Consider the following 20,634-nt stretch of genomic DNA (forward strand, 5'->3'; position numbering starts at 1 on the left):
TAAAAAGCCCCTGTCACCTCATCGGTGGCAGGGGCTTTTTTGCAGCCGGAATCAGAACTGCGATTGCAGGTAATTTTCCAGGCCGATCAGCTTGATCAGACCCAACTGCTTTTCCAGCCAGTAGGTGTGATCTTCTTCGGTGTCATTCAACTGCACTCGCAGGATTTCACGAGTGACATAGTCGTTGTGCTGCTCGCACAGCTCAATGCCCTTGCAGAGCGCGGCCCTGACCTTGTATTCCAGGCGAAGGTCAGCAGCGAGCATATCCGGCACCGTGGTGCCCACATCCAAGTCGTCGGGGCGCATACGTGGCGTACCTTCGAGCATGAGGATACGGCGCATCAGTGCGTCAGCGTGCTGCGCCTCTTCTTCCATCTCATGATTGATACGTTCGTAGAGCTCGGTAAAGCCCCAGTCTTCGTACATGCGCGAATGGATGAAATATTGGTCACGAGCTGCCAGTTCGCCCGTCAGCAACGTGTTGAGGTAATCGATTACGTCGGGGTGACCTTGCATCGCCCTACATCTCCCTGCTTGAAAGTCTGTAGTTTGAACCATGATGACTTGAAGGTCACGGGATCAACGGCAGAAAAGCGAAGATTTCCGGAGAAAAGTAGCTGAAATAACGCAAAAACCGCCCAAATGAGGGCGGTTCTGCTTATCGTTTAGAGTCAGTTAAGCGATACACCCAGTGCCTTTGCGATTGCTTCTCCATAAGCGGGGTCCGCCTTATAGAAATGCTGCAGTTGGCGCTGGACCACATCATTGGAAACGCCGCTCATCGCACCGGCGATGTTGCTGGTAAGCAGCGCTTTCTGCTCGTCGCTCATCAAGCGGAACAGCGCGCCGGCGTGGCTGTAGTAATCGGTATCTTCGCGATGATCGTAACGATCTGCAGCGCCGCTCAAGGCCAATGCGGGCTCCGCGTAGTGTGGCGCCTGCTTAGGCGCATCGGCGTAGCTGTTTGGCTCGTAGTTGGGCGCTGCGCCACCGTTGCTGCCAAAGGCCATCGAACCGTCACGCTGATAGCTATTGACGGGGTTACGTGGGGCGTTCACCGGCAGCTGCTGGTGATTGGTGCCAACGCGGTACCGATGAGCATCTGCGTAGGCAAAGACGCGTCCTTGCAGCATACGGTCTGGCGACAGGCCAACGCCCGGAACCATATTGCTTGGGCCGAACGCGGCTTGTTCCACTTCAGCGAAATAGTTCTGCGGGTTGCGGTTGAGTTCCAGCTCACCCACCTCGATCAGGGGGAACTCCTTCTGCGACCAGGTCTTGGTTACATCGAAAGGGTTTTCGTAATGAGCATTGGCCTGGGCCTCGGTCATGACCTGGATGCAGACGCGCCATTTCGGGAAGTCACCGCGCTCGATTGCGCCGAACAGATCGCGCTGGGCGTAGTCTGGGTCGGTACCCGCCAGGCGCGCAGCTTCAGCCGGTGCCAGGTTCTTGATGCCTTGCTTGGTCTTGTAGTGCCATTTCACCCAGTGGCGCTCGCCCTTGGCGTTAATCAGGCTGTAGGTGTGACTGCCGAAGCCGTGCATGTGGCGGTAGCCGTCCGGGATGCCACGGTCCGAAAACAAGATGGTGACCTGGTGCAGCGCCTCTGGGGAGTGCGACCAGAAATCCCACATCATCTGCGCGCTTTTCAGGTTGCTTTGCGGCAAGCGCTTTTGGGTATGGATGAAATCGGGGAATTTCAGCGGGTCGCGGATGAAGAACACAGGCGTGTTGTTGCCAACAATGTCCCAGTTGCCTTCCTCGGTGTAAAACTTCAAGGCGAAACCGCGTGGGTCGCGTTCAGTGTCAGCCGAACCGCGCTCGCCACCCACAGTGGAGAACCGCAGGAAGGTCGGCGTTTGCTTACCTACTGACTCGAACAGCTTGGCGCTGGTGTATTGAGTGATGTCCTGAGTAACGGTGAACGTACCGTAGGCGCCCGAACCTTTGGCATGTACACGGCGCTCCGGAATATTTTCACGGTTGAAGTGAGCGAGCTTCTCGATCAGGTGAAAGTCGTCGAGCAGCAGTGGGCCACGGGGGCCGGCGGAACGGGAATTCTGATTATCCGCAACGGGAGCGCCGCTGGCGGTGGTAAGGATTTTATTCTGGCTCATGCGCAATCTTCCTCAGGTCGGAATTGAAACTGCCGGCTAATCGGCTTGGAGGGAGTATTGATCAACGGCATGACACCCACAAATTTATTAAATTGCGGACTTCAATAGAAAATTACTACCAACCAAGGCAGCACACATAGTGCCCGCTGCTCCACTGAGAAACTTGTACCTAGCGCGCTTTTTGTTACGCGCACAAAAAACCGGGCGCTAGGCCCGGTTCTTCGTTACAGACTCGTCTTACTCGGCGCTTACAGCTTCGCCGGCAGTAGCACGATCAACCAACTCGACGTACGCCATAGGCGCGTTGTCGCCAGTGCGGAAACCGCACTTGAGGATGCGCAGGTAGCCACCCTCACGGGTAGCGTAACGCTTGCCCAGGTCGTTGAAGAGCTTACCAACGATAGCTTTCGAACGAGTACGGTCGAAAGCCAGACGGCGGTTAGCCAGGCTGTCTGTCTTGGCCAAAGTGATCAGCGGCTCAGCAACGCGACGCAGTTCTTTAGCTTTCGGCAGTGTAGTTTTGATCAGCTCGTGCTCGAACAGCGACACCGCCATGTTTTGGAACATGGCCTTGCGGTGCGAGCTGGTACGGCTCAGGTGACGACCACTTTTACGATGACGCATGGTTCATTCCTTACCAAACTCACGTTCGGTGATTACGACGATCAGGCAGTCGCCTTGTCGTCCTTCTTAAGACTTGCAGGCGGCCAGTTGTCGAGGCGCATGCCGAGGGACAGACCGCGGGAGGCCAGAACGTCCTTGATTTCAGTCAAGGATTTCTTGCCCAGGTTCGGAGTCTTCAACAGTTCTACTTCGGTACGCTGAATCAGATCACCGATGTAGTAAATGTTTTCCGCCTTAAGGCAGTTAGCCGAACGTACAGTCAGTTCCAGATCGTCAACCGGGCGAAGCAGGATCGGATCGATCTCGTCTTCCTGCTCGATTACCACTGGTTCGCTGTCACCTTTGAGGTCGACGAACGCAGCCAACTGCTGTTGCAGAATGGTTGCAGCGCGGCGGATAGCCTCTTCAGGATCCAGGGTACCGTTGGTTTCCAGATCAATAACCAGCTTGTCCAGGTTAGTACGCTGCTCGACACGGGCGTTTTCCACCACGTATGCGATACGGCGAACCGGGCTGAACGAAGAGTCAAGCTGCAAGCGACCAATGCTGCGGCTTTCGTCTTCATCGCTCTGACGCGAGTCGGCCGGTTCATAACCACGACCACGAGCTACGGTGAGCTTCATGTTCAGGGCGCCGTTAGACGCCAGGTTAGCGATTACGTGATCGGGGTTAACGATCTCGACATCATGATCCAGCTGAATATCGGCAGCGGTAACCACCCCCGAACCCTTCTTCGACAAGGTCAGCGTAACTTCGTCACGGCCGTGCAGCTTGATAGCCAGACCTTTAAGGTTCAACAGGATTTCAATTACGTCTTCCTGTACACCTTCGATGGCGCTGTACTCGTGGAGCACACCGTCAATCTCGGCCTCGACTACTGCACAGCCGGGCATTGAGGACAACAGGATGCGGCGCAGCGCGTTGCCCAGGGTGTGGCCAAAACCACGCTCGAGAGGCTCGAGCGTAATTTTAGCGCGGGTTGGACTGACAACCTGCACATCAATGTGGCGGGGTGTCAGGAACTCATTTACCGAAATCTGCATGGATGCACCTATTTTCTAGCCCTTACTTGGAGTAGAGCTCGACAATCAGGCTTTCGTTGATGTCGGCGGACAGATCACTGCGAGCAGGAACGTTCTTGAAAACGCCCGACTTCTTCTCAGTGTCTACTTCTACCCATTCTACGCGGCCACGTTGGGCACACAGATCGAGAGCTTGGACAATGCGAAGTTGGTTTTTTGCTTTCTCGCGAACTGCGACCACGTCACCAGCACGAACCTGGTAGGACGGAACGTTTACGGTCTGACCGTTAACGCTGATCGACTTGTGCGATACCAGCTGACGGGATTCGGCACGAGTCGAACCAAAGCCCATACGGTATACAACGTTGTCCAGACGGCATTCGAGCAGTTGCAGCAGGTTTTCACCGGTTGCACCTTTTTTGCCAGCAGCTTCTTTGTAGTAGCCGCTGAACTGACGCTCGAGAACGCCGTAAATACGACGGACCTTCTGCTTTTCACGCAGTTGGGTGCCGTAATCGGACTGGCGACCGCGGCGTTGGCCGTGGATACCAGGTGCTGCTTCAATGTTGCACTTCGATTCGATCGCGCGCACGCCGCTCTTCAAGAAGAGATCGGTGCCTTCGCGACGAGCGAGTTTGCATTTTGGACCAATGTAACGAGCCATTCTTTACAATCTCCTGGATTACACGCGGCGCTTCTTCGGCGGACGGCACCCGTTGTGCGGGATTGGCGTCACGTCGGTGATGCTGGCGATCTTATAGCCACAGCCGTTCAAAGCACGGACAGCAGACTCACGACCTGGACCTGGACCTTTGACGTTAACGTCGAGGTTTTTCAGGCCGTATTCCAGCGCAGCTTGGCCAGCACGTTCAGCAGCTACTTGAGCAGCGAACGGGGTAGACTTGCGGGAACCGCGGAAACCCGAACCACCGGAGGTAGCCCAAGAAAGCGCGTTACCTTGACGGTCGGTGATGGTCACGATTGTGTTGTTAAAAGATGCATGGATGTGGGCGATGCCATCAACCACTGTCTTTTTAACTTTTTTACGAGGACGAGCAGCAGGTTTTGCCATGATAATTTTCCTGTCGATTCGCGTGGGCGATTACTTGCGGATCGGCTTACGCGGACCTTTACGGGTACGCGCGTTAGTCTTGGTACGCTGACCGCGCACTGGAAGACCACGACGATGACGCAGACCACGGTAGCAACCGAGGTCCATCAAACGCTTGATTTTCATGTTGATTTCGCGACGCAGGTCACCTTCAGTGGTGAACTTCGCCACTTCGCCACGCAACAGCTCAATCTGCTCGTCGCTCAGATCTTTGATCTTTGCGGCTGGGTTTACCCCAGTATCTGCGCAAATTTTCTGCGCAGTAGTGCGACCAACACCATAGATGTAGGTCAGCGAGATAACAGTGTGCTTGTTATCTGGAATGTTAACGCCTGCAATACGGGCCATTCAGTGGGACTCCAATTGACAGCTACCTACGCCCCGGAAGCCAAGAAATAGGGCGCGAGATAATATCGCTGTAATAACAAATAATCAACCCGGCAGCGCACTAGCTGCCGGGCTTCAAGCGGATCACACTCAGCCTTGGCGCTGTTTGTGACGCGGTTCCGCGCTGCAAATTACTCGAACAACACCTTCGCGGCGAATAATCTTGCAGTTACGGCACAGCTTTTTCACCGATGCACGAACTTTCATCACCAACTCCTCGAACCTTATGGGGTACTCAGCGCAACATGCCGCTGCCGTAGCCCTTCAGGTTGGCTTTCTTCATCAGGGATTCGTACTGGTGCGAAACGAGGTGCGATTGTACTTGGGACATGAAGTCCATCACAACCACGACCACGATCAGCAACGAGGTCCCGCCAAGGTAGAACGGAACGTTTGCTGCAACCACCAGGAACTGGGGAAGCAGACACACGGCCGTCATATATAGAGCACCGAACAGGGTCAAGCGAGTCAGAACGCCATCAATGTAGCGCGCAGACTGCTCACCTGGACGAATACCCGGAATAAAGGCACCGGACTTCTTCAGGTTTTCCGCTACGTCTTTCGGATTGAACATCAACGCCGTATAGAAGAAGCAGAAGAAAATAATCCCTGCACTAAACAGCAGAATATTCAACGGCTGACCAGGAGCGATCGACTGAGAGAGGTCCTGCAGCCAGCCCATATTTTCGGACTGACCAAACCAGGTACCCAACGAAGCCGGAAACAGCAAGATGCTGCTCGCGAAAATTGCCGGAATAACGCCGGCCATATTCACCTTCAGCGGCAAGTGGCTAGTCTGCGCAGCAAAGACCTTACGGCCCTGCTGACGCTTGGCGTAGTGAACAGCAATACGACGCTGGCCACGCTCAATGAACACCACAAAACCGATAATCGCTACTGCCAGCAAACCGATGGCAACCAAGGCGAAGATATTGATATCACCCTGACGCGCAGACTCGAAAGACTGCCCGATTGCTCTCGGAAGACCGGCGACGATACCTGCGAAAATCAACATCGAGATACCGTTGCCAACACCACGCTCAGTAATCTGCTCACCCAGCCACATCATGAACATCGCACCAGCCACAAAAGTGGATACCGCGACGAAATGGAAGCCAAAGTCACCAGTGAACGCAACGCCCTGCCCAGCCAGGCCAACGGACATGCCGATAGCTTGAACCAGGGCGAGGACGACAGTGCCGTAGCGGGTGTACTGGCTAATCTTGCGACGGCCAGCTTCACCTTCCTTCTTCAACTGCTCCAACTGCGGGCTGACGGCGGTCATCAGTTGCATGATGATCGATGCCGAAATGTACGGCATGATCCCCAGTGCAAAGATGCTCATCCGTTCCAGCGCGCCGCCGGAAAACATGTTGAACAAGCTAAGAATGGTCCCCTCATTCTGTCGAAACAGGTCTGCGAGTCGGTCCGGGTTGATACCTGGAACCGGGATGTGTGCGCCTATTCGGTAGACGATAATCGCCAGGAACAGAAAACGCAGACGAGCCCAAAGTTCAGACATACCGCCTTTGCCGAGCGCTGAGAGAGCACCTTGCTTAGCCATTTATTCCTCGAACTTGCCGCCAGCTGCTTCGATAGCCGAACGCGCACCTTTGGTGGCGCCGATTCCCTTGCCGATAGTGACAGCGCGAGTCACTTCACCGGACAGCATGATTTTCACACGCTGTACGTTGACGTTGATCACGTTGGCATCTTTCAGGGTCTGCACAGTAACGATGTCGCCTTCCACTTTAGCCAGCTCGGACAGACGCACTTCTGCGCGGTCCATGGCTTTCAGGGATACGAAACCGAACTTAGGCAGGCGACGATGCAGCGGCTGTTGACCGCCTTCAAAGCCTGGAGCAATGGTGCCACCGGAGCGGGAGGTTTGACCTTTGTGGCCACGGCCACCAGTCTTACCCAAACCGCTACCGATACCACGGCCCGGACGATGCTTTTCGCGACGGGAACCCGGCGCTGGACTCAGATCATTGAGTTTCATCGATTAACCCTCTACACGCAGCATGTAGTAAGCCTTGTTGATCATCCCGCGATTCTCGGGAGTATCCTGGACTTCTACAGTGTGACCGATGCGACGCAGACCCAGACCTTTAACGCACAATTTGTGGTTAGGGATGCGGCCGGTCATGCTTTTGATCAGCGTTACTTTAACGGTAGCCATGATCAGAAGATCTCCTTGACAGTCAAGCCGCGCTTGGCAGCAATGGACTCAGGAGATTGCATAGCTTTCAAACCTTTGAAAGTGGCGTGAACCACGTTTACCGGGTTAGTCGAGCCGTAGCACTTGGCCAGAACGTTCTGAACGCCAGCAACTTCGAGGACAGCACGCATAGCGCCGCCAGCGATGATACCGGTACCTTCAGAAGCAGGCTGCATGTACACCTTCGAAGCGCCATGGGCGGACTTCATTGCGTACTGCAGAGTGGTGCCGTTCAGATCAACTTGGATCATGTTGCGACGAGCAGCTTCCATTGCCTTCTGGATCGCGGCAGGCACTTCACGTGACTTGCCACGGCCGAAGCCAACACGCCCTTTACCATCACCAACCACGGTCAACGCGGTGAAAGTGAAGATACGGCCGCCTTTAACGGTTTTGGCTACGCGGTTAACTTGAACCAGCTTCTCAATGTAGCCTTCGTCGCGCTTTTGGTCGTTATTTGACATAACTTAGAACTCCAGCCCAGCTTCACGAGCAGCATCAGCCAGCGCTTTAACGCGGCCGTGGTACTTGAAGCCAGAGCGGTCGAAAGCCACTTGCGAGACGCCCACGGCCTTAGCACGTGTAGCGACCAGCTGGCCAACCTTTGTGGCCGCGTCGATGTTGCCGGTGGCACCATCACGCAGTTCTTTATCCAAAGTCGAGGCGCTTGCCAGGACTTTGTTGCCGTCGGCCGAGATGACCTGGGCGTAGATATGCTGCGACGAGCGGTACACGCAGAGACGCACGACTTCGAGTTCGTGCATTTTCAGGCGTGCTTTGCGAGCGCGACGCAGTCGAGTAACTTTTTTGTCGGTCATTTGCTATGCCCTACTTCTTCTTGGCTTCTTTACGACGGACGACTTCGTCCGCGTAGCGCACACCTTTGCCTTTGTACGGCTCTGGTGGACGGAAGTCGCGGATCTCAGCGGCCACCTGACCTACCAGCTGCTTATCGATGCCCTTGATCAGGATATCGGTTTGGCTAGGGGTCTCAGCGGTGATGCCTTCCGGCAGTTCGTAATCCACTGGGTGCGAGAAGCCAAGGGCAAGGTTCAGAACCGTGCCTTTTGCTTGCGCTTTGTAACCAACACCGACCAGCTGGAGCTTACGCTCGAAGCCTTGGCTTACGCCTTGGACCATATTGTTTACCAACGCACGCGTGGTACCGGCCATTGCGCGAGTTTGTTGATCGCCATTGCGAGCAGCGAAACGCAGCTCACCAGCTTCTTCAACGATCTCAACGGACGAATGGATGTTCAGTTCAAGAGTGCCCTTGGCACCCTTCACCGAAAGCTGTTGGCCTGCGAATTTGACTTCGACACCGGCTGGCAGCTTAACGGGGTTCTTAGCGACGCGAGACATGCTTATCCCCCTTAGAACACAGTGCAAAGAACTTCGCCGCCGACACCGGCAGCGCGCGCAGCACGATCCGTCATCACACCTTTGTTGGTGGAGACGATAGACACGCCCAGACCGCCACGAACTTTCGGCAGATCTTCAGCGGACTTGTACTGACGCAGGCCTGGACGGCTAACGCGCTTCACTTCCTCGATGACCGAACGGCCTTCGAAGTACTTCAGCTCGATGGACAGCAACGGCTTGATTTCGCTGCTGATCTGATAACCCGCAATGTAACCTTCGTCTTTCAGGACTTTGGCAACAGCTACCTTCAACTTGGAAGATGGCATGCTTACGACGGACTTTTCAGCCATCTGGGCATTACGGATACGAGTTAGCATGTCCGCTAACGGGTCCTGCATACTCATGGGCTAGACGCTCCTAATACACAAAAAATTAGCCTTGCGGCTACATATGTCGCCGAGAATCTCCGAGCGTAAAAAACACGGGCTCAGGCGAGCCGCGTATTTTAGACACAGTCCGGAAATGAAACAAGCCCCAAAAGGGGCTTGTTCCAGATTCAAGGTCACCGGCGGTCAGTATCTTGCGATACCAACCACCTTGACGCTGAAAGTACTTACCAGCTGGCTTTAACCAGACCTGGTACGTCACCACGCATTGCCGCTTCACGCAGTTTGTTACGGCCGAGGCCGAACTTGCGGTAAACGCCGTGTGGACGACCGGTCAGGCGGCAGCGGTTACGCATGCGCGAGGCGCTTGCGTCACGTGGCTGCTTCTGCAGAGCAACTGTAGCTTCCCAACGCGCTTCTGGACTTGCGTTCAGATCAACGATGATTGCTTTCAGTGCTGCACGCTTCTTGGCGTACTTGGCAACCGTGAGCTGACGTTTCAGCTCGCGGTTTTTCATGCTCATCTTGGCCATGGTCCTACTCCAATCAGTTGCGGAACGGGAATTTGAAAGCACGCAACAGGGCGCGACCTTCATCATCGTTCTTGGCAGTGGTGGTCAGGGTGATGTCCAGACCGCGGAGAGCATCGATCTTGTCGTAGTCGATTTCCGGGAAGATGATCTGCTCTTTCACGCCCATGCTGTAGTTACCACGACCATCGAAGGACTTGGCATTCAGGCCGCGGAAGTCGCGAACCCGAGGCAGGGAGATCGACAGCAGACGATCCAGGAATTCGTACATACGCTCACGGCGCAGAGTCACTTTGACGCCGATCGGCCAGCCTTCGCGGACTTTAAAGCCAGCGATGGATTTCCGAGCGTAAGTCACAACGACTTTTTGACCGGTGATCTTTTCCAGGTCAGCAACAGCGTGCTCGATGACTTTTTTGTCACCGACCGCTTCGCCCAAACCCATGTTCAGGGTGATTTTGGTAACGCGTGGAACTTCCATCACGTTCGAAAGCTTAAGTTCTTCCTTAAGTTTCGGTGCGATTTCTTTCCAGTAAATCTCTTTTAGTCGTGCCATGGTCTTCTACCTAGCAGTGTTCAAGCATCAACCGCTTTTTGGGTCGACTTGAAGACACGAATTTTCTTGCCATCTTCTACTTTGAAACCAACGCGGTCAGCCTTGTTGGTTTCGCCGTTGAAAATGGCGACGTTAGAAGCGTCCAGCGGAGCTTCTTTTTCGACGATACCGCCCTGCACGCCCGACATCGGGTTAGGCTTGGTATGACGCTTGACCAGGTTCAGACCGCCGATAACCAGACGGTTATTAGCGAGAACCTTAAGCACCTTACCGCGCTTACCTTTGTCTTTGCCGGCGATCACGATGATCTCGTCGTCACGACGAATCTTTTGCATGTCGGATCTCCTTACAGCACTTCTGGGGCGAGCGAGACGATCTTCATGAACTTCTCAGTACGAAGTTCACGGGTCACTGGCCCAAAGATACGGGTGCCGATAGGCTCTTGCTTGTTGTTCAGAAGAACAGCAGCGTTGCCATCAAAGCGGATAATGGAGCCATCAGCACGACGTACGCCGTGACGAGTGCGGACTACAACAGCAGTCATCACTTGGCCTTTTTTCACTTTACCGCGAGGAATTGCTTCCTTGACGGTAACCTTGATGATGTCACCGATACCAGCGTAACGACGATGGGAGCCACCCAGCACCTTGATGCACATAACGCGGCGAGCGCCGCTGTTATCGGCCACATCGAGCATGGATTGAGTCTGAATCATATAATTTCTCCGACCCCTAGTCCTTAGACTTCCACAGCGCGTTCGAGAACATCAACCAATGCCCAAGACTTGGTCTTGGCCAGCGGACGAGTTTCACGAATAGTGACTTTGTCGCCGATGTGGCACTGATTGGTTTCGTCGTGCGCGTGCAGCTTAGTCGAACGCTTAACATATTTACCGTAGATCGGGTGCTTAACGCGACGCTCGATCAAAACGGTGATGGTTTTGTCCATCTTGTCGCTGACAACACGGCCAGTCAGCGTACGGACAGTCTTTTCGGCTTCAGCCATGATCACTTACCTGCCTGCTGGTTGAGCACAGTCTTCACGCGAGCGATATCGCGCTTAACTTGCGAGAGCAGATGAGACTGCCCCAACTGGCCAGTTGCTTTCTGCATACGCAGATTGAACTGGTCGCGCAGCAGGCCGAGCAGTTGCTCGTTCAGCTGCTGTGCGGATTTTTCACGAAGTTCATTCGCTTTCATCACATCACCGTCCGTTTAACAAAGGCGGTGGCGAGCGGCAGCTTTGCAGCAGCCAGGGCAAAAGCCTCACGCGCCAGCTCTTCAGTTACACCCTCGATTTCATACAGGACTTTGCCTGGCTGAATCTGGGCTACCCAGTATTCCACGTTACCCTTACCTTTACCCATCCGAACCTCGAGAGGTTTTTTGGAGATCGGCTTGTCCGGGAATACACGGATCCAGATCTTGCCGCCACGTTTTACGTGACGGGTCAGAGCACGACGCGCTGACTCGATCTGACGAGCGGTGAGACGACCACGAGCTACAGACTTCAGCGCGAACTCGCCGAAGCTGACTTTGCTACCGCGCTGAGCCAGACCACGGTTGTGGCCTGTCATCTGCTTGCGGAACTTCGTACGCTTTGGTTGCAACATTTGGCGTACCCCTTACTTAGCAGCTTTTTTACGAGGCGCTGGTGCTTGTGGTTTCAGTTCTTCTTGGCGACCACCAATTACTTCGCCTTTGAAGATCCAAACCTTTACACCGATCACACCGTAAGTGGTGTGAGCTTCGTAGTTGGCATAGTCGATGTCGGCACGCAGGGTGTGCAATGGCACACGACCTTCGCGATACCATTCAGTACGTGCGATTTCAGCACCGCCGAGACGACCGCTCACTTGGATTTTGATGCCTTTGGCACCAATGCGCATGGCGTTCTGTACAGCGCGCTTCATAGCGCGACGGAACATGACACGACGCTCCAGCTGCTGAGCTACGCTCTGCGCAACCAGCATACCGTCGAGCTCCGGCTTGCGGATCTCTTCGATATTGATGTGCACAGGCACACCCATTTGCTTGGTCAGGTCCTGACGCAGTTTCTCAACATCTTCACCTTTCTTCCCGATAACGATACCTGGACGAGCGGTATGGATGGTGATACGTGCGGTTTGCGCCGGGCGATGGATATCGATACGGCTTACGGACGCGCTTTTTAGTTTGTCTTGGAGATACTCACGCACCTTCAGATCAGCGAACAAATAGTCCGCATAAGTCCGGCCGTCTGCATACCAGACGGAGGTGTGTTCCTTGACGATTCCCAGGCGAATGCCAATGGGATGTACTTTCTGACCCATCTCTTCGACTCCGTTACTTGTCAGCAACCTTGACAGTGATATGGCAAGACCGCTTGACGATGCGATCAGCACGGCCTTTGGCACGTGGCATGATGCGCTTCAGCGAACGCCCTTCGTTGACGAAAACGGTGCTGACCTTCAGGTCATCAACGTCTGCGCCTTCGTTATGCTCGGCGTTGGCTACGGCCGACTCCAGCACTTTTTTCATGATCTCGGCGGCTTTCTTACTGCTGAAAGCCAACAGGTTGAGCGCTTCGCCCACCTTCTTCCCGCGGATCTGGTCGGCGACCAAGCGGGCTTTCTGGGCGGAGATTCGAGCGCCCGACAACTTAGCGGCTACTTCCATTTCCTAACCCCTTAACGCTTGGCTTTCTTGTCTGCCACGTGCCCACGATAAGTGCGGGTACCGGCAAACTCGCCCAGTTTGTGGCCGACCATGTCTTCGTTAACGAGAACTGGGACGTGTTGACGACCGTTGTGTACTGCGATGGTCAAACCGACCATTTGTGGCAGGATCATCGAACGACGCGACCAGGTTTTAACTGGTTTGCGATCGTTCTTTTCCGCCGCCACTTCGATCTTCTTCAGTAGGTGAAGATCAATAAAAGGACCTTTTTTCAGAGAACGTGGCACTGTCGTATCCCTCTATTTACTTGCGACGACGGACGATCATTTTGTCGGTACGCTTATTACCACGAGTCTTCGCGCCCTTAGTCGGGAAGCCCCATGGCGATACCGGATGACGACCACCAGAGGTACGACCTTCACCACCACCGTGTGGGTGGTCAACCGGGTTCATGGCAACACCACGAACGGTTGGGCGAACGCCACGCCAGCGTTTGGCACCAGCTTTACCCAGCGAACGCAGGCTGTGCTCGGAGTTCGAGACTTCGCCCAGGGTCGCACGGCACTCAGCCAGTACTTTACGCATCTCACCAGAACGCAGACGCAGGGTCACGTAGACACCTTCACGAGCGATCAGCTGAGCCGAAGCACCAGCGGAACGAGCGATTTGCGCGCCTTTACCTGGCTTCAATTCGACGCCGTGTACGGTGCTACCAACTGGAATGTTGCGCAGTTGCAGAGCGTTGCCCGGCTTGATCGGTGCCAAGGCACCTGCGATCAGCTGGTCACCAGCACTCACGCCTTTAGGGGCGATGATGTAGCGACGCTCGCCATCTGCGTACAGCAGCAGAGCGATGTGAGCAGTACGGTTTGGATCGTATTCAATACGCTCGACAGTGGCGGAGATGCCATCTTTGTCGTTGCGACGGAAATCGACCAGACGATAATGCTGCTTATGGCCACCACCGATGTGACGAGTGGTAATACGACCATTGTTGTTACGACCACCAGTCTTCGATTTCTTCTCGAGCAGCGGTGCGTGAGGAGCGCCTTTATGCAGCTCCTGGTTGACCACCTTGACCACAAAACGGCGGCCAGGGGAAGTCGGTTTGCATTTAACGATTGCCATGATGCACCCCTTCCTTACTCAGCACTGCTGCTGAAATCGAGATCTTGGCCTGGTTGAAGGGAGATAACCGCCTTCTTCCAGTCATTACGCTTGCCCAGACCGCGAGCAGTGCGCTTGCTCTTACCCAGAACATTCAGGGTAGTAACACGCTCTACTTTCACGCTGAACAGGCTTTCGACGGCCTTCTTGATTTCCAGCTTGGTTGCGTCAGTTGCAACCTTGAAAACGAACTGGCCTTTCTTGTCAGCCAGAACCGTAGCCTTTTCGGAAACGTGCGGGCCAAGCAGAACTTTAAATACGCGTTCCTGGTTCATCCCAGCAGCTCCTCGAATTTCTTCACGGCCGACACGGTGATCAACACCTTGTCGTATGCGATCAGACTAACTGGATCGGAACCTTGCACGTCACGTACATCAACGTGTGGCAGGTTGCGAGCAGCCAGGTACAGGTTCTGATCAACAGCTTCAGACACGATCAAAACGTCGGTCAGGCTCATGTTGGTCAGTTTGCCCAGCAGTTCTTTGGTTTTTGGACTTTCAACAGCGAAGTCCTGAACCACGACCAGACGATCAGTACGCACGAGTTCAGCAAGGATGGAGCGCAGTGCTGCGCGGTACATCTTCTTGTTGAGCTTCTGAGAGTGATCCTGTGGACGAGCTGCGAAAGTGGTACCACCGCCACGCCAGATTGGGCTACGGATAGTACCGGCACGAGCACGGCCAGTGCCTTTCTGACGCCAAGGGCGCTTACCGCCACCACGTACGTCGGAACGGGTCTTTTGCTGCTTGCTACCTTGACGGCCGCCGGCCATGTAGGCCACGACTGCTTGGTGAACCAGCGTCTCGTTGAATTCGCCGCCAAATGTCAGTTCGGAAACTTCGATCGCTTGAGCGTCATTTACATTTAATTGCATGTCAGCTTCCCCTTAACCGCGAGCCTTGGCCGCTGGACGTACAACCAGGTTGCCGCCAGTAGCGCCAGGAACAGCACCCTTGACCAACAACAGATTGCGTTCAGCGTCGACGCGCACTACTTCGAGGGACTGCACGGTCACGCGCTCAGCGCCCATATGACCGGACATTTTTTTGCCCTTGAATACACGACCAGGAGTCTGGCACTGGCCAATAGAGCCCGGGACGCGGTGGGAAACGGAGTTACCGTGAGTGTTGTCTTGACCACGGAAATTCCAACGCTTGATCGTACCCTGGAAGCCTTTACCCTTGGACTGACCGGTTACATCAACCAGTTGACCAGCGGCGAAGATTTCAGCGTTGATCAGATCGCCAGCCTTGTAGTCGCCGTCTTCAAGACGGAACTCCATGACGGTGCGACCAGCTGCAACGTTTGCTTTAGCGAAGTGACCTGCTTGAGCAGCAGTCACGCGCGAAGCACGACGCTCGCCGACAGTGACTTGCACTGCACGATAGCCATCGGTTTCTTCAGTTTTGAACTGGGTGACGCGATTCGGCTCGATCTCAATGACCGTGACCGGAATGGAGACACCTTCTTCGGTGAAAATACGGGTCATACCGCATTTACGACCGACTACACCAATAGTCATGTTGTAAACCTCATGAGTGTACGGGGCTTTCACCCGCTATGGCCGCCCATTTCAGAGCGTTACACGACTAAGACCCAAGTCTTAGCCGAGGCTGATCTGTACTTCCACACCGGCCGCCAGATCAAGCTTCATAAGTGCGTCAACGGTTTTATCCGTTGGCTGGACGATGTCCAGTACGCGCTTATGAGTGCGGATCTCGTACTGGTCACGCGCGTCTTTGTTGACGTGCGGGGAGACCAGAACGGTGAACCGCTCTTTACGGGTAGGCAGTGGAATTGGACCACGCACTTGAGCACCAGTACGTTTCGCGGTTTCCACGATTTCCTGGGTGGATTGGTCGATCAGGCGATGGTCAAAAGCCTTCAACCTGATACGGATTTGCTGATTTTGCATTGGATTTCAGACTCCGGCTGCTATTCCCAGCGAGCGCAATACGCCCGTTAAAAGGAGGCGCAATTCTATAGACGGCCCTGATAGGTGTCAACCCAATAAAAAAGGCCCCCGCTGAGCGGGGGCCTTTTCAAAACATCAGAACTATCTCAGAAGAGATAATTACTCGATGATTTTAGCTACAACGCCAGCACCAACGGTACGGCCGCCTTCACGGATTGCGAAACGCAGACCGTCTTCCATAGCGATGGTTTTGATCAGGGTGACAACCATTTTGATGTTGTCGCCTGGCATTACCATTTCTACGCCTTCCGGCAGTTCGCAGTTACCAGTCACGTCAGTAGTACGGAAGTAGAACTGTGGACGGTAGCCTTTGAAGAACGGAGTGTGACGGCCGCCTTCTTCTTTGCTCAGCACGTACACTTCAGCTTCGAACTTGGTGTGCGGCTTAACCGAACCTGGCTTGACCAGAACCTGGCCACGCTCAACGTCGTCACGCTTGGTACCACGCAGCAGAACGCCGCAGTTCTCGCCAGCACGACCTTCGTCGAGCAGTTTACGGAACATTTCAACACCGGTGCAGGTGGTGACGGTAGTGTCACGCAGACCAACGATTTCCAGTGGATCTTGAACCTTGACGATACCGCGTTCGATACGACCAGTTACAACAGTACCGCGACCGGAGATCGAGAATACGTCTTCGATTGGCATCAGGAACGGCTTGTCGATAACACGGACTGGATCTGGGATGTAGCTGTCCAGAGTCTCAACCAGTTTACGAACGGACGTGGTGCCCATTTCGTTGTCGTCTTTGCCTTCCAGAGCCATACGAGCAGAACCGATGATGATCGGAGTGTCGTCACCAGGGAAGTCGTAAGTGCTCAGCAGGTCGCGCACTTCCATCTCAACCAGTTCCAGCAGCTCAGCGTCGTCTACCAGGTCAGCCTTGTTCAGGTAAACCACGATGTACGGAACGCCAACCTGACGGGACAGCAGGATGTGCTCACGGGTTTGTGGCATCGGACCATCAGCGGCCGAGCAAACCAGGATCGCGCCGTCCATCTGGGCAGCACCGGTGATCATGTTCTTCACATAGTCAGCGTGACCTGGGCAGTCAACGTGAGCGTAGTGACGGATCAGCGAGTTGTATTCAACGTGCGCGGTGTTGATGGTGATACCACGAGCTTTTTCTTCTGGTGCGCTGTCGATTTTATCGAAATCAACGATTGCGGAACCGAATACTTCGGAGCAAACGCGAGTCAGAGCAGCAGTCAGAGTGGTTTTACCGTGGTCAACGTGACCGATAGTGCCAACGTTGACGTGCGGTAGGGAACGATCAAATTTTTCTTTAGCCACGACAATTAACTCCTTGCCTAAAGGACTGAATCAGCCTTGTTTTTTGGATACAGTTTCAGCGATGTGCGCCGGAGCTGTGTTGTATTTTTTGAATTCCATAGAGTAGCTTGCGCGACCCTGAGACATGGAGCGAACGTCGGTCGCATAACCGAACATCTCACCCAACGGAACCTCGGCGCGAATCACTTTGCCGGAAACCGTGTCTTCCATACCCAAGATCATGCCGCGACGACGGTTAAGGTCGCCCATGACATCACCCATATAGTCTTCAGGTGTAACAACTTCTACCGCCATGATTGGCTCAAGCAACTCACCACCGCCCTTCTGGGCCAGCTGCTTGGTTGCCATGGAGGCAGCCACCTTAAACGCCATCTCGTTGGAGTCGACGTCGTGGTAAGAACCGTCAAAAACGGTTGCTTTCAGGCCGATCAGCGGATAGCCGGCAACAACACCGTTCTTCATCTGCTCTTCGATACCCTTCTGGATAGCAGGGATGTATTCCTTAGGAACAACACCACCTACTACTTCGTTCACGAATTGCAGACCTTCCTGACCTTCGTCAGCAGGAGCAAAACGGATCCAGCAGTGACCGAACTGACCACGACCGCCGGACTGACGAACGAACTTGCCTTCGATTTCACAGCTCTTCGTGATGCGCTCACGATAGGAAACCTGAGGCTTACCGATGTTGGCTTCGACGTTGAACTCACGGCGCATCCGGTCAACCAGGATGTCCAGGTGAAGCTCGCCCATGCCCGAGATGATCGTTTGACCAGTCTCTTCATCAGTCTTGACGCGGAAAGATGGATCTTCCTGAGCAAGCTTGCCCAGAGCGATACCCATTTTTTCCTGGTCATCCTTGGTCTTAGGCTCAACAGCAACCGAAATAACCGGCTCCGGGAAGTCCATGCGAACCAGGATGATTGGCTTGTCAGCGTTGCACAAGGTTTCACCAGTGGTGACATCCTTCATGCCGATCAAGGCCGCGATGTCACCAGCGCGTACTTCCTTGATCTCTTCGCGGGCGTTTGCGTGCATTTGCACCATACGACCCACGCGCTCTTTCTTGCCTTTAACCGAGTTGATTACGCCGTCGCCGGAGTTCAACACGCCCGAGTAAACGCGGACGAAGGTCAAGGTACCCACGAATGGGTCAGTGGCAATTTTAAATGCCAGAGCGGAAAACGGTTCTGCGTCGTCTGCATGACGCTCCAGCTCGATAGTCTCGTCATCCGGGTCGGTACCCTTGATGGCAGGAATATCAACCGGTGCCGGCAGGTAGTCGATCACAGCATCGAGAACCAGGGGAACGCCCTTGTTCTTGAACGAGGAGCCACAAACAGCCAAGACGATCTCACCAGCGATAGTACGCTGACGCAGAGCAGCCTTGATTTCCACGTTGGTGAGTTCTTCACCTTCGAGGTACTTGTTCATCAGCTCTTCGTTGGCTTCGGCCGCAGCTTCAACCATGTTGTTGCGCCATTCGTCAGCCAGTTCCTGCAGTTCAGCAGGGATAGGCTTGCGAACAGGAACCATACCTTTGTCGGCATCGTTCCAGTAGACAGCTTCCATGGTCAGCAGATCGATCTGGCCTTGGAAATTATCTTCGGAACCGATAGCCAACTGGATCGGCACCGGAGTGTGACCCAGACGCTGCTTGATCTGACCGATCACGCGCAGGAAGTTGGCACCAGCACGGTCCATCTTGTTTACGTAAACAAGACGTGGAACGCCGTATTTGTTGGCTTGACGCCATACGGTTTCCGACTGTGGCTCAACACCCGAGGTACCACAGAACACAACGACAGCGCCGTCGAGTACGCGCAGGGAACGTTCAACTTCAATGGTGAAGTCTACGTGGCCTGGGGTATCGATTACGTTGAAGCGGTGCTCGTCTTTGTACTGCTTCTCGGAACCTTTCCAGAAGGCGGTAATAGCAGCAGAAGTAATGGTAATACCACGCTCCTGCTCCTGAACCATCCAGTCTGTGGTCGCGGCGCCGTCATGCACCTCGCCCATCTTGTGACTTTTGCCGGTGTAAAACAGTACGCGCTCGGTGGTGGTGGTTTTACCAGCATCCACGTGAGCGACGATACCGATATTACGGTAGCGGCTAATCGGAGTAGTACGAGCCATAAAGCCCTCGCAAAATTAGTGAAGCTAAAATTAGAAGCGGTAGTGCGAGAAAGCTTTGTTAGCTTCAGCCATACGGTGCACGTCTTCACGCTTCTTAACAGCAGCACCTTTACCTTCAGCAGCGTCCAACAGTTCGCCGGCCAAACGCAGGGCCATAGACTTCTCGCCGCGCTTACGGGCGAAGTCTACCAACCAGCGCATTGCCAGAGCGTTACGACGGGACGGACGAACTTCAACCGGAACCTGGTAAGTAGCACCGCCTACACGGCGCGACTTCACTTCGACCAGCGGAGCGATGGCGTCGAGAGCTTTCTCGAAGATTTCCAGGGGGTCGCTGTTCTTGCGTTCTTTAACCTTTTCCAGCGCGCCATAAACGATACGCTCGGCAACGGCTTTCTTGCCGCTTTCCATTACGTGGTTCATGAACTTGGCCAGAATTTGGCTTCCGTATTTTGGATCGTCAAGCACTTCGCGCTTGGCTGCTACGCGTCTTCTTGGCATGGATAAGCCCTCAAACGGTCTTCAGGTTCGCTCGGAATCGGTGCCCTTTCGGGACGCCTCCGACCTTACTCTTATCGACTCAGAAAATAAGATGATTCAGGTTTACAAAAAGCCGTTACTACTTAGGCTTCTTGGTACCGTACTTCGAACGACCCTGGTTACGACCTTTAACGCCGGAAGTATCCAAGGAGCCGCGTACGGTGTGATAACGAACACCTGGCAAGTCTTTTACACGACCGCCGCGGATCAGTACCACGCTGTGCTCTTGCAGGTTGTGGCCTTCACCGCCGATGTACGAGGAAACCTCGAAACCGTTGGTCAGGCGCACACGGCATACTTTACGCAGTGCCGAGTTAGGTTTTTTCGGCGTGGTGGTATACACACGGGTGCATACGCCACGACGTTGCGGGCAGTTCTGCAGCGCAGGCACGTCGGATTTCTCGACGATACGCTTACGCGGCTGACGTACCAGCTGGTTGATAGTTGCCATCTACTAGCTCCACTGTTGTCTTGCGACGCTATTGTCTTGCAAGAAAAGCAAAATGGCAGGAACGAATTCCCGCCAAATTTAGGGGTACAAGAGTCT

General features: G+C 54.4%; 34 protein-coding genes. All 34 read right to left on the reverse strand.

Annotated elements, in window-relative coordinates; all coding sequences use genetic code 11:
• Positions 1-51 precede the first annotated feature (51 nt).
• A complete protein-coding gene (gene bfr / locus C4J93_RS23890) occupies positions 52-516 on the reverse strand; it encodes a bacterioferritin (RefSeq protein ID WP_003176400.1) in 465 nt (154 codons plus the stop codon).
• A gap of 155 nt (positions 517-671) precedes the next feature.
• Positions 672-2,120, reverse strand: a complete 1,449-nt coding sequence (locus tag C4J93_RS23895; RefSeq protein ID WP_124372025.1) for a catalase — start codon at positions 2,118-2,120, stop codon at positions 672-674.
• A 237-nt stretch (positions 2,121-2,357) separates the two neighbouring features.
• On the reverse strand, positions 2,358-2,744 hold the full coding sequence (gene rplQ, locus C4J93_RS23900; RefSeq protein ID WP_007918448.1) for a 50S ribosomal protein L17: 387 nt from the start codon (positions 2,742-2,744) through the stop codon (positions 2,358-2,360).
• Positions 2,745-2,785: 41 nt separating this feature from the next.
• Complete coding sequence (gene rpoA, locus C4J93_RS23905) at positions 2,786-3,787, reverse strand: DNA-directed RNA polymerase subunit alpha (RefSeq protein WP_003176403.1); 1,002 nt, start codon at positions 3,785-3,787, stop codon at positions 2,786-2,788.
• Positions 3,788-3,809: 22 nt separating this feature from the next.
• Positions 3,810-4,430, reverse strand: a complete 621-nt coding sequence (rpsD, locus tag C4J93_RS23910; RefSeq protein WP_003176404.1) for a 30S ribosomal protein S4 — start codon at positions 4,428-4,430, stop codon at positions 3,810-3,812.
• An 18-nt stretch (positions 4,431-4,448) separates the two neighbouring features.
• Entirely contained in the window at positions 4,449-4,838 is a 390-nt protein-coding gene (gene rpsK, locus C4J93_RS23915; protein WP_002555466.1) for a 30S ribosomal protein S11, read from the reverse strand.
• A gap of 30 nt (positions 4,839-4,868) precedes the next feature.
• A complete protein-coding gene (rpsM, locus tag C4J93_RS23920) occupies positions 4,869-5,225 on the reverse strand; it encodes a 30S ribosomal protein S13 (RefSeq protein WP_003210063.1) in 357 nt (118 codons plus the stop codon).
• A 129-nt stretch (positions 5,226-5,354) separates the two neighbouring features.
• Positions 5,355-5,471: a 50S ribosomal protein L36 gene (rpmJ, locus tag C4J93_RS23925; RefSeq protein ID WP_002555468.1), complete on the reverse strand. Its 117-nt coding sequence runs from the start codon at positions 5,469-5,471 to the stop codon at positions 5,355-5,357.
• 28 nt (positions 5,472-5,499) lie between these two features.
• The gene (gene secY, locus C4J93_RS23930; protein WP_003194637.1) at positions 5,500-6,828 is read right to left on the reverse strand and encodes a preprotein translocase subunit SecY; all 1,329 of its coding nucleotides are present in this window, start codon (positions 6,826-6,828) and stop codon (positions 5,500-5,502) included.
• Positions 6,829-7,266, reverse strand: a complete 438-nt coding sequence (rplO, locus tag C4J93_RS23935) for a 50S ribosomal protein L15 (RefSeq protein ID WP_003176407.1) — start codon at positions 7,264-7,266, stop codon at positions 6,829-6,831.
• Between the two features lie 3 nt (positions 7,267-7,269).
• Entirely contained in the window at positions 7,270-7,446 is a 177-nt protein-coding gene (rpmD, locus tag C4J93_RS23940) for a 50S ribosomal protein L30 (RefSeq protein ID WP_003176408.1), read from the reverse strand.
• 2 nt (positions 7,447-7,448) lie between these two features.
• Positions 7,449-7,949, reverse strand: coding sequence for a 30S ribosomal protein S5 (rpsE, locus tag C4J93_RS23945; protein ID WP_003176409.1), 501 nt, complete (start codon positions 7,947-7,949; stop codon positions 7,449-7,451).
• Between the two features lie 3 nt (positions 7,950-7,952).
• On the reverse strand, positions 7,953-8,303 hold the full coding sequence (gene rplR / locus C4J93_RS23950; protein ID WP_017135964.1) for a 50S ribosomal protein L18: 351 nt from the start codon (positions 8,301-8,303) through the stop codon (positions 7,953-7,955).
• Between the two features lie 10 nt (positions 8,304-8,313).
• Positions 8,314-8,847 carry a 50S ribosomal protein L6 gene (gene rplF, locus C4J93_RS23955; RefSeq protein WP_003176412.1) on the reverse strand — a complete coding sequence of 178 codons (534 nt, stop codon included), beginning with the start codon at positions 8,845-8,847 and terminating at the stop codon, positions 8,314-8,316.
• Between the two features lie 11 nt (positions 8,848-8,858).
• The gene (gene rpsH, locus C4J93_RS23960) at positions 8,859-9,251 is read right to left on the reverse strand and encodes a 30S ribosomal protein S8 (RefSeq protein WP_003176413.1); all 393 of its coding nucleotides are present in this window, start codon (positions 9,249-9,251) and stop codon (positions 8,859-8,861) included.
• Positions 9,252-9,460: 209 nt separating this feature from the next.
• Positions 9,461-9,766 (reverse strand): 30S ribosomal protein S14, encoded by a 306-nt coding sequence (rpsN, locus tag C4J93_RS23965; protein WP_003176414.1) that lies wholly within the window; start codon positions 9,764-9,766, stop codon positions 9,461-9,463.
• Positions 9,767-9,779: 13 nt separating this feature from the next.
• Positions 9,780-10,319 carry a 50S ribosomal protein L5 gene (rplE, locus tag C4J93_RS23970; RefSeq protein ID WP_003176415.1) on the reverse strand — a complete coding sequence of 180 codons (540 nt, stop codon included), beginning with the start codon at positions 10,317-10,319 and terminating at the stop codon, positions 9,780-9,782.
• A gap of 20 nt (positions 10,320-10,339) precedes the next feature.
• The gene (gene rplX, locus C4J93_RS23975) at positions 10,340-10,654 is read right to left on the reverse strand and encodes a 50S ribosomal protein L24 (protein WP_003176416.1); all 315 of its coding nucleotides are present in this window, start codon (positions 10,652-10,654) and stop codon (positions 10,340-10,342) included.
• An 11-nt stretch (positions 10,655-10,665) separates the two neighbouring features.
• On the reverse strand, positions 10,666-11,034 hold the full coding sequence (gene rplN / locus C4J93_RS23980) for a 50S ribosomal protein L14 (protein WP_002555479.1): 369 nt from the start codon (positions 11,032-11,034) through the stop codon (positions 10,666-10,668).
• Positions 11,035-11,057: 23 nt separating this feature from the next.
• Positions 11,058-11,324: a 30S ribosomal protein S17 gene (rpsQ, locus tag C4J93_RS23985; protein ID WP_003176419.1), complete on the reverse strand. Its 267-nt coding sequence runs from the start codon at positions 11,322-11,324 to the stop codon at positions 11,058-11,060.
• Between the two features lie 2 nt (positions 11,325-11,326).
• Entirely contained in the window at positions 11,327-11,518 is a 192-nt protein-coding gene (gene rpmC, locus C4J93_RS23990; RefSeq protein ID WP_002555481.1) for a 50S ribosomal protein L29, read from the reverse strand.
• A complete protein-coding gene (rplP, locus tag C4J93_RS23995; protein ID WP_003232424.1) occupies positions 11,518-11,931 on the reverse strand; it encodes a 50S ribosomal protein L16 in 414 nt (137 codons plus the stop codon). Before rplP ends, rpmC begins: the two co-directional genes overlap by 1 nt.
• A gap of 12 nt (positions 11,932-11,943) precedes the next feature.
• Positions 11,944-12,630, reverse strand: coding sequence for a 30S ribosomal protein S3 (rpsC, locus tag C4J93_RS24000; protein ID WP_003176422.1), 687 nt, complete (start codon positions 12,628-12,630; stop codon positions 11,944-11,946).
• Between the two features lie 13 nt (positions 12,631-12,643).
• Positions 12,644-12,976: a 50S ribosomal protein L22 gene (gene rplV, locus C4J93_RS24005; protein ID WP_003103908.1), complete on the reverse strand. Its 333-nt coding sequence runs from the start codon at positions 12,974-12,976 to the stop codon at positions 12,644-12,646.
• An 11-nt stretch (positions 12,977-12,987) separates the two neighbouring features.
• Positions 12,988-13,263: a 30S ribosomal protein S19 gene (gene rpsS / locus C4J93_RS24010; protein WP_002555486.1), complete on the reverse strand. Its 276-nt coding sequence runs from the start codon at positions 13,261-13,263 to the stop codon at positions 12,988-12,990.
• Between the two features lie 16 nt (positions 13,264-13,279).
• Positions 13,280-14,104, reverse strand: a complete 825-nt coding sequence (rplB, locus tag C4J93_RS24015; RefSeq protein WP_124430603.1) for a 50S ribosomal protein L2 — start codon at positions 14,102-14,104, stop codon at positions 13,280-13,282.
• 14 nt (positions 14,105-14,118) lie between these two features.
• The gene (gene rplW / locus C4J93_RS24020) at positions 14,119-14,418 is read right to left on the reverse strand and encodes a 50S ribosomal protein L23 (RefSeq protein WP_002555488.1); all 300 of its coding nucleotides are present in this window, start codon (positions 14,416-14,418) and stop codon (positions 14,119-14,121) included.
• Complete coding sequence (gene rplD / locus C4J93_RS24025; RefSeq protein WP_057014518.1) at positions 14,415-15,017, reverse strand: 50S ribosomal protein L4; 603 nt, start codon at positions 15,015-15,017, stop codon at positions 14,415-14,417. The genes rplW and rplD overlap by 4 nt, the downstream gene beginning before the upstream one ends.
• A gap of 12 nt (positions 15,018-15,029) precedes the next feature.
• Positions 15,030-15,665 (reverse strand): 50S ribosomal protein L3, encoded by a 636-nt coding sequence (gene rplC / locus C4J93_RS24030; RefSeq protein ID WP_003176425.1) that lies wholly within the window; start codon positions 15,663-15,665, stop codon positions 15,030-15,032.
• Between the two features lie 81 nt (positions 15,666-15,746).
• Positions 15,747-16,058 carry a 30S ribosomal protein S10 gene (gene rpsJ, locus C4J93_RS24035; RefSeq protein WP_003186070.1) on the reverse strand — a complete coding sequence of 104 codons (312 nt, stop codon included), beginning with the start codon at positions 16,056-16,058 and terminating at the stop codon, positions 15,747-15,749.
• 159 nt (positions 16,059-16,217) lie between these two features.
• Positions 16,218-17,411 (reverse strand): elongation factor Tu, encoded by a 1,194-nt coding sequence (tuf, locus tag C4J93_RS24040; RefSeq protein ID WP_003176426.1) that lies wholly within the window; start codon positions 17,409-17,411, stop codon positions 16,218-16,220.
• Positions 17,412-17,441: 30 nt separating this feature from the next.
• A complete protein-coding gene (fusA, locus tag C4J93_RS24045) occupies positions 17,442-19,547 on the reverse strand; it encodes an elongation factor G (RefSeq protein WP_124364614.1) in 2,106 nt (701 codons plus the stop codon).
• A gap of 30 nt (positions 19,548-19,577) precedes the next feature.
• Positions 19,578-20,048 (reverse strand): 30S ribosomal protein S7, encoded by a 471-nt coding sequence (rpsG, locus tag C4J93_RS24050; RefSeq protein ID WP_002555493.1) that lies wholly within the window; start codon positions 20,046-20,048, stop codon positions 19,578-19,580.
• Between the two features lie 118 nt (positions 20,049-20,166).
• Entirely contained in the window at positions 20,167-20,538 is a 372-nt protein-coding gene (gene rpsL / locus C4J93_RS24055) for a 30S ribosomal protein S12 (RefSeq protein WP_002555494.1), read from the reverse strand.
• Positions 20,539-20,634: the final 96 nt, after the last annotated feature.

The sequence above is a fragment of the Pseudomonas sp. R2-37-08W genome (assembly GCF_003851705.1).
GTDB lineage: Bacteria > Pseudomonadota > Gammaproteobacteria > Pseudomonadales > Pseudomonadaceae > Aquipseudomonas.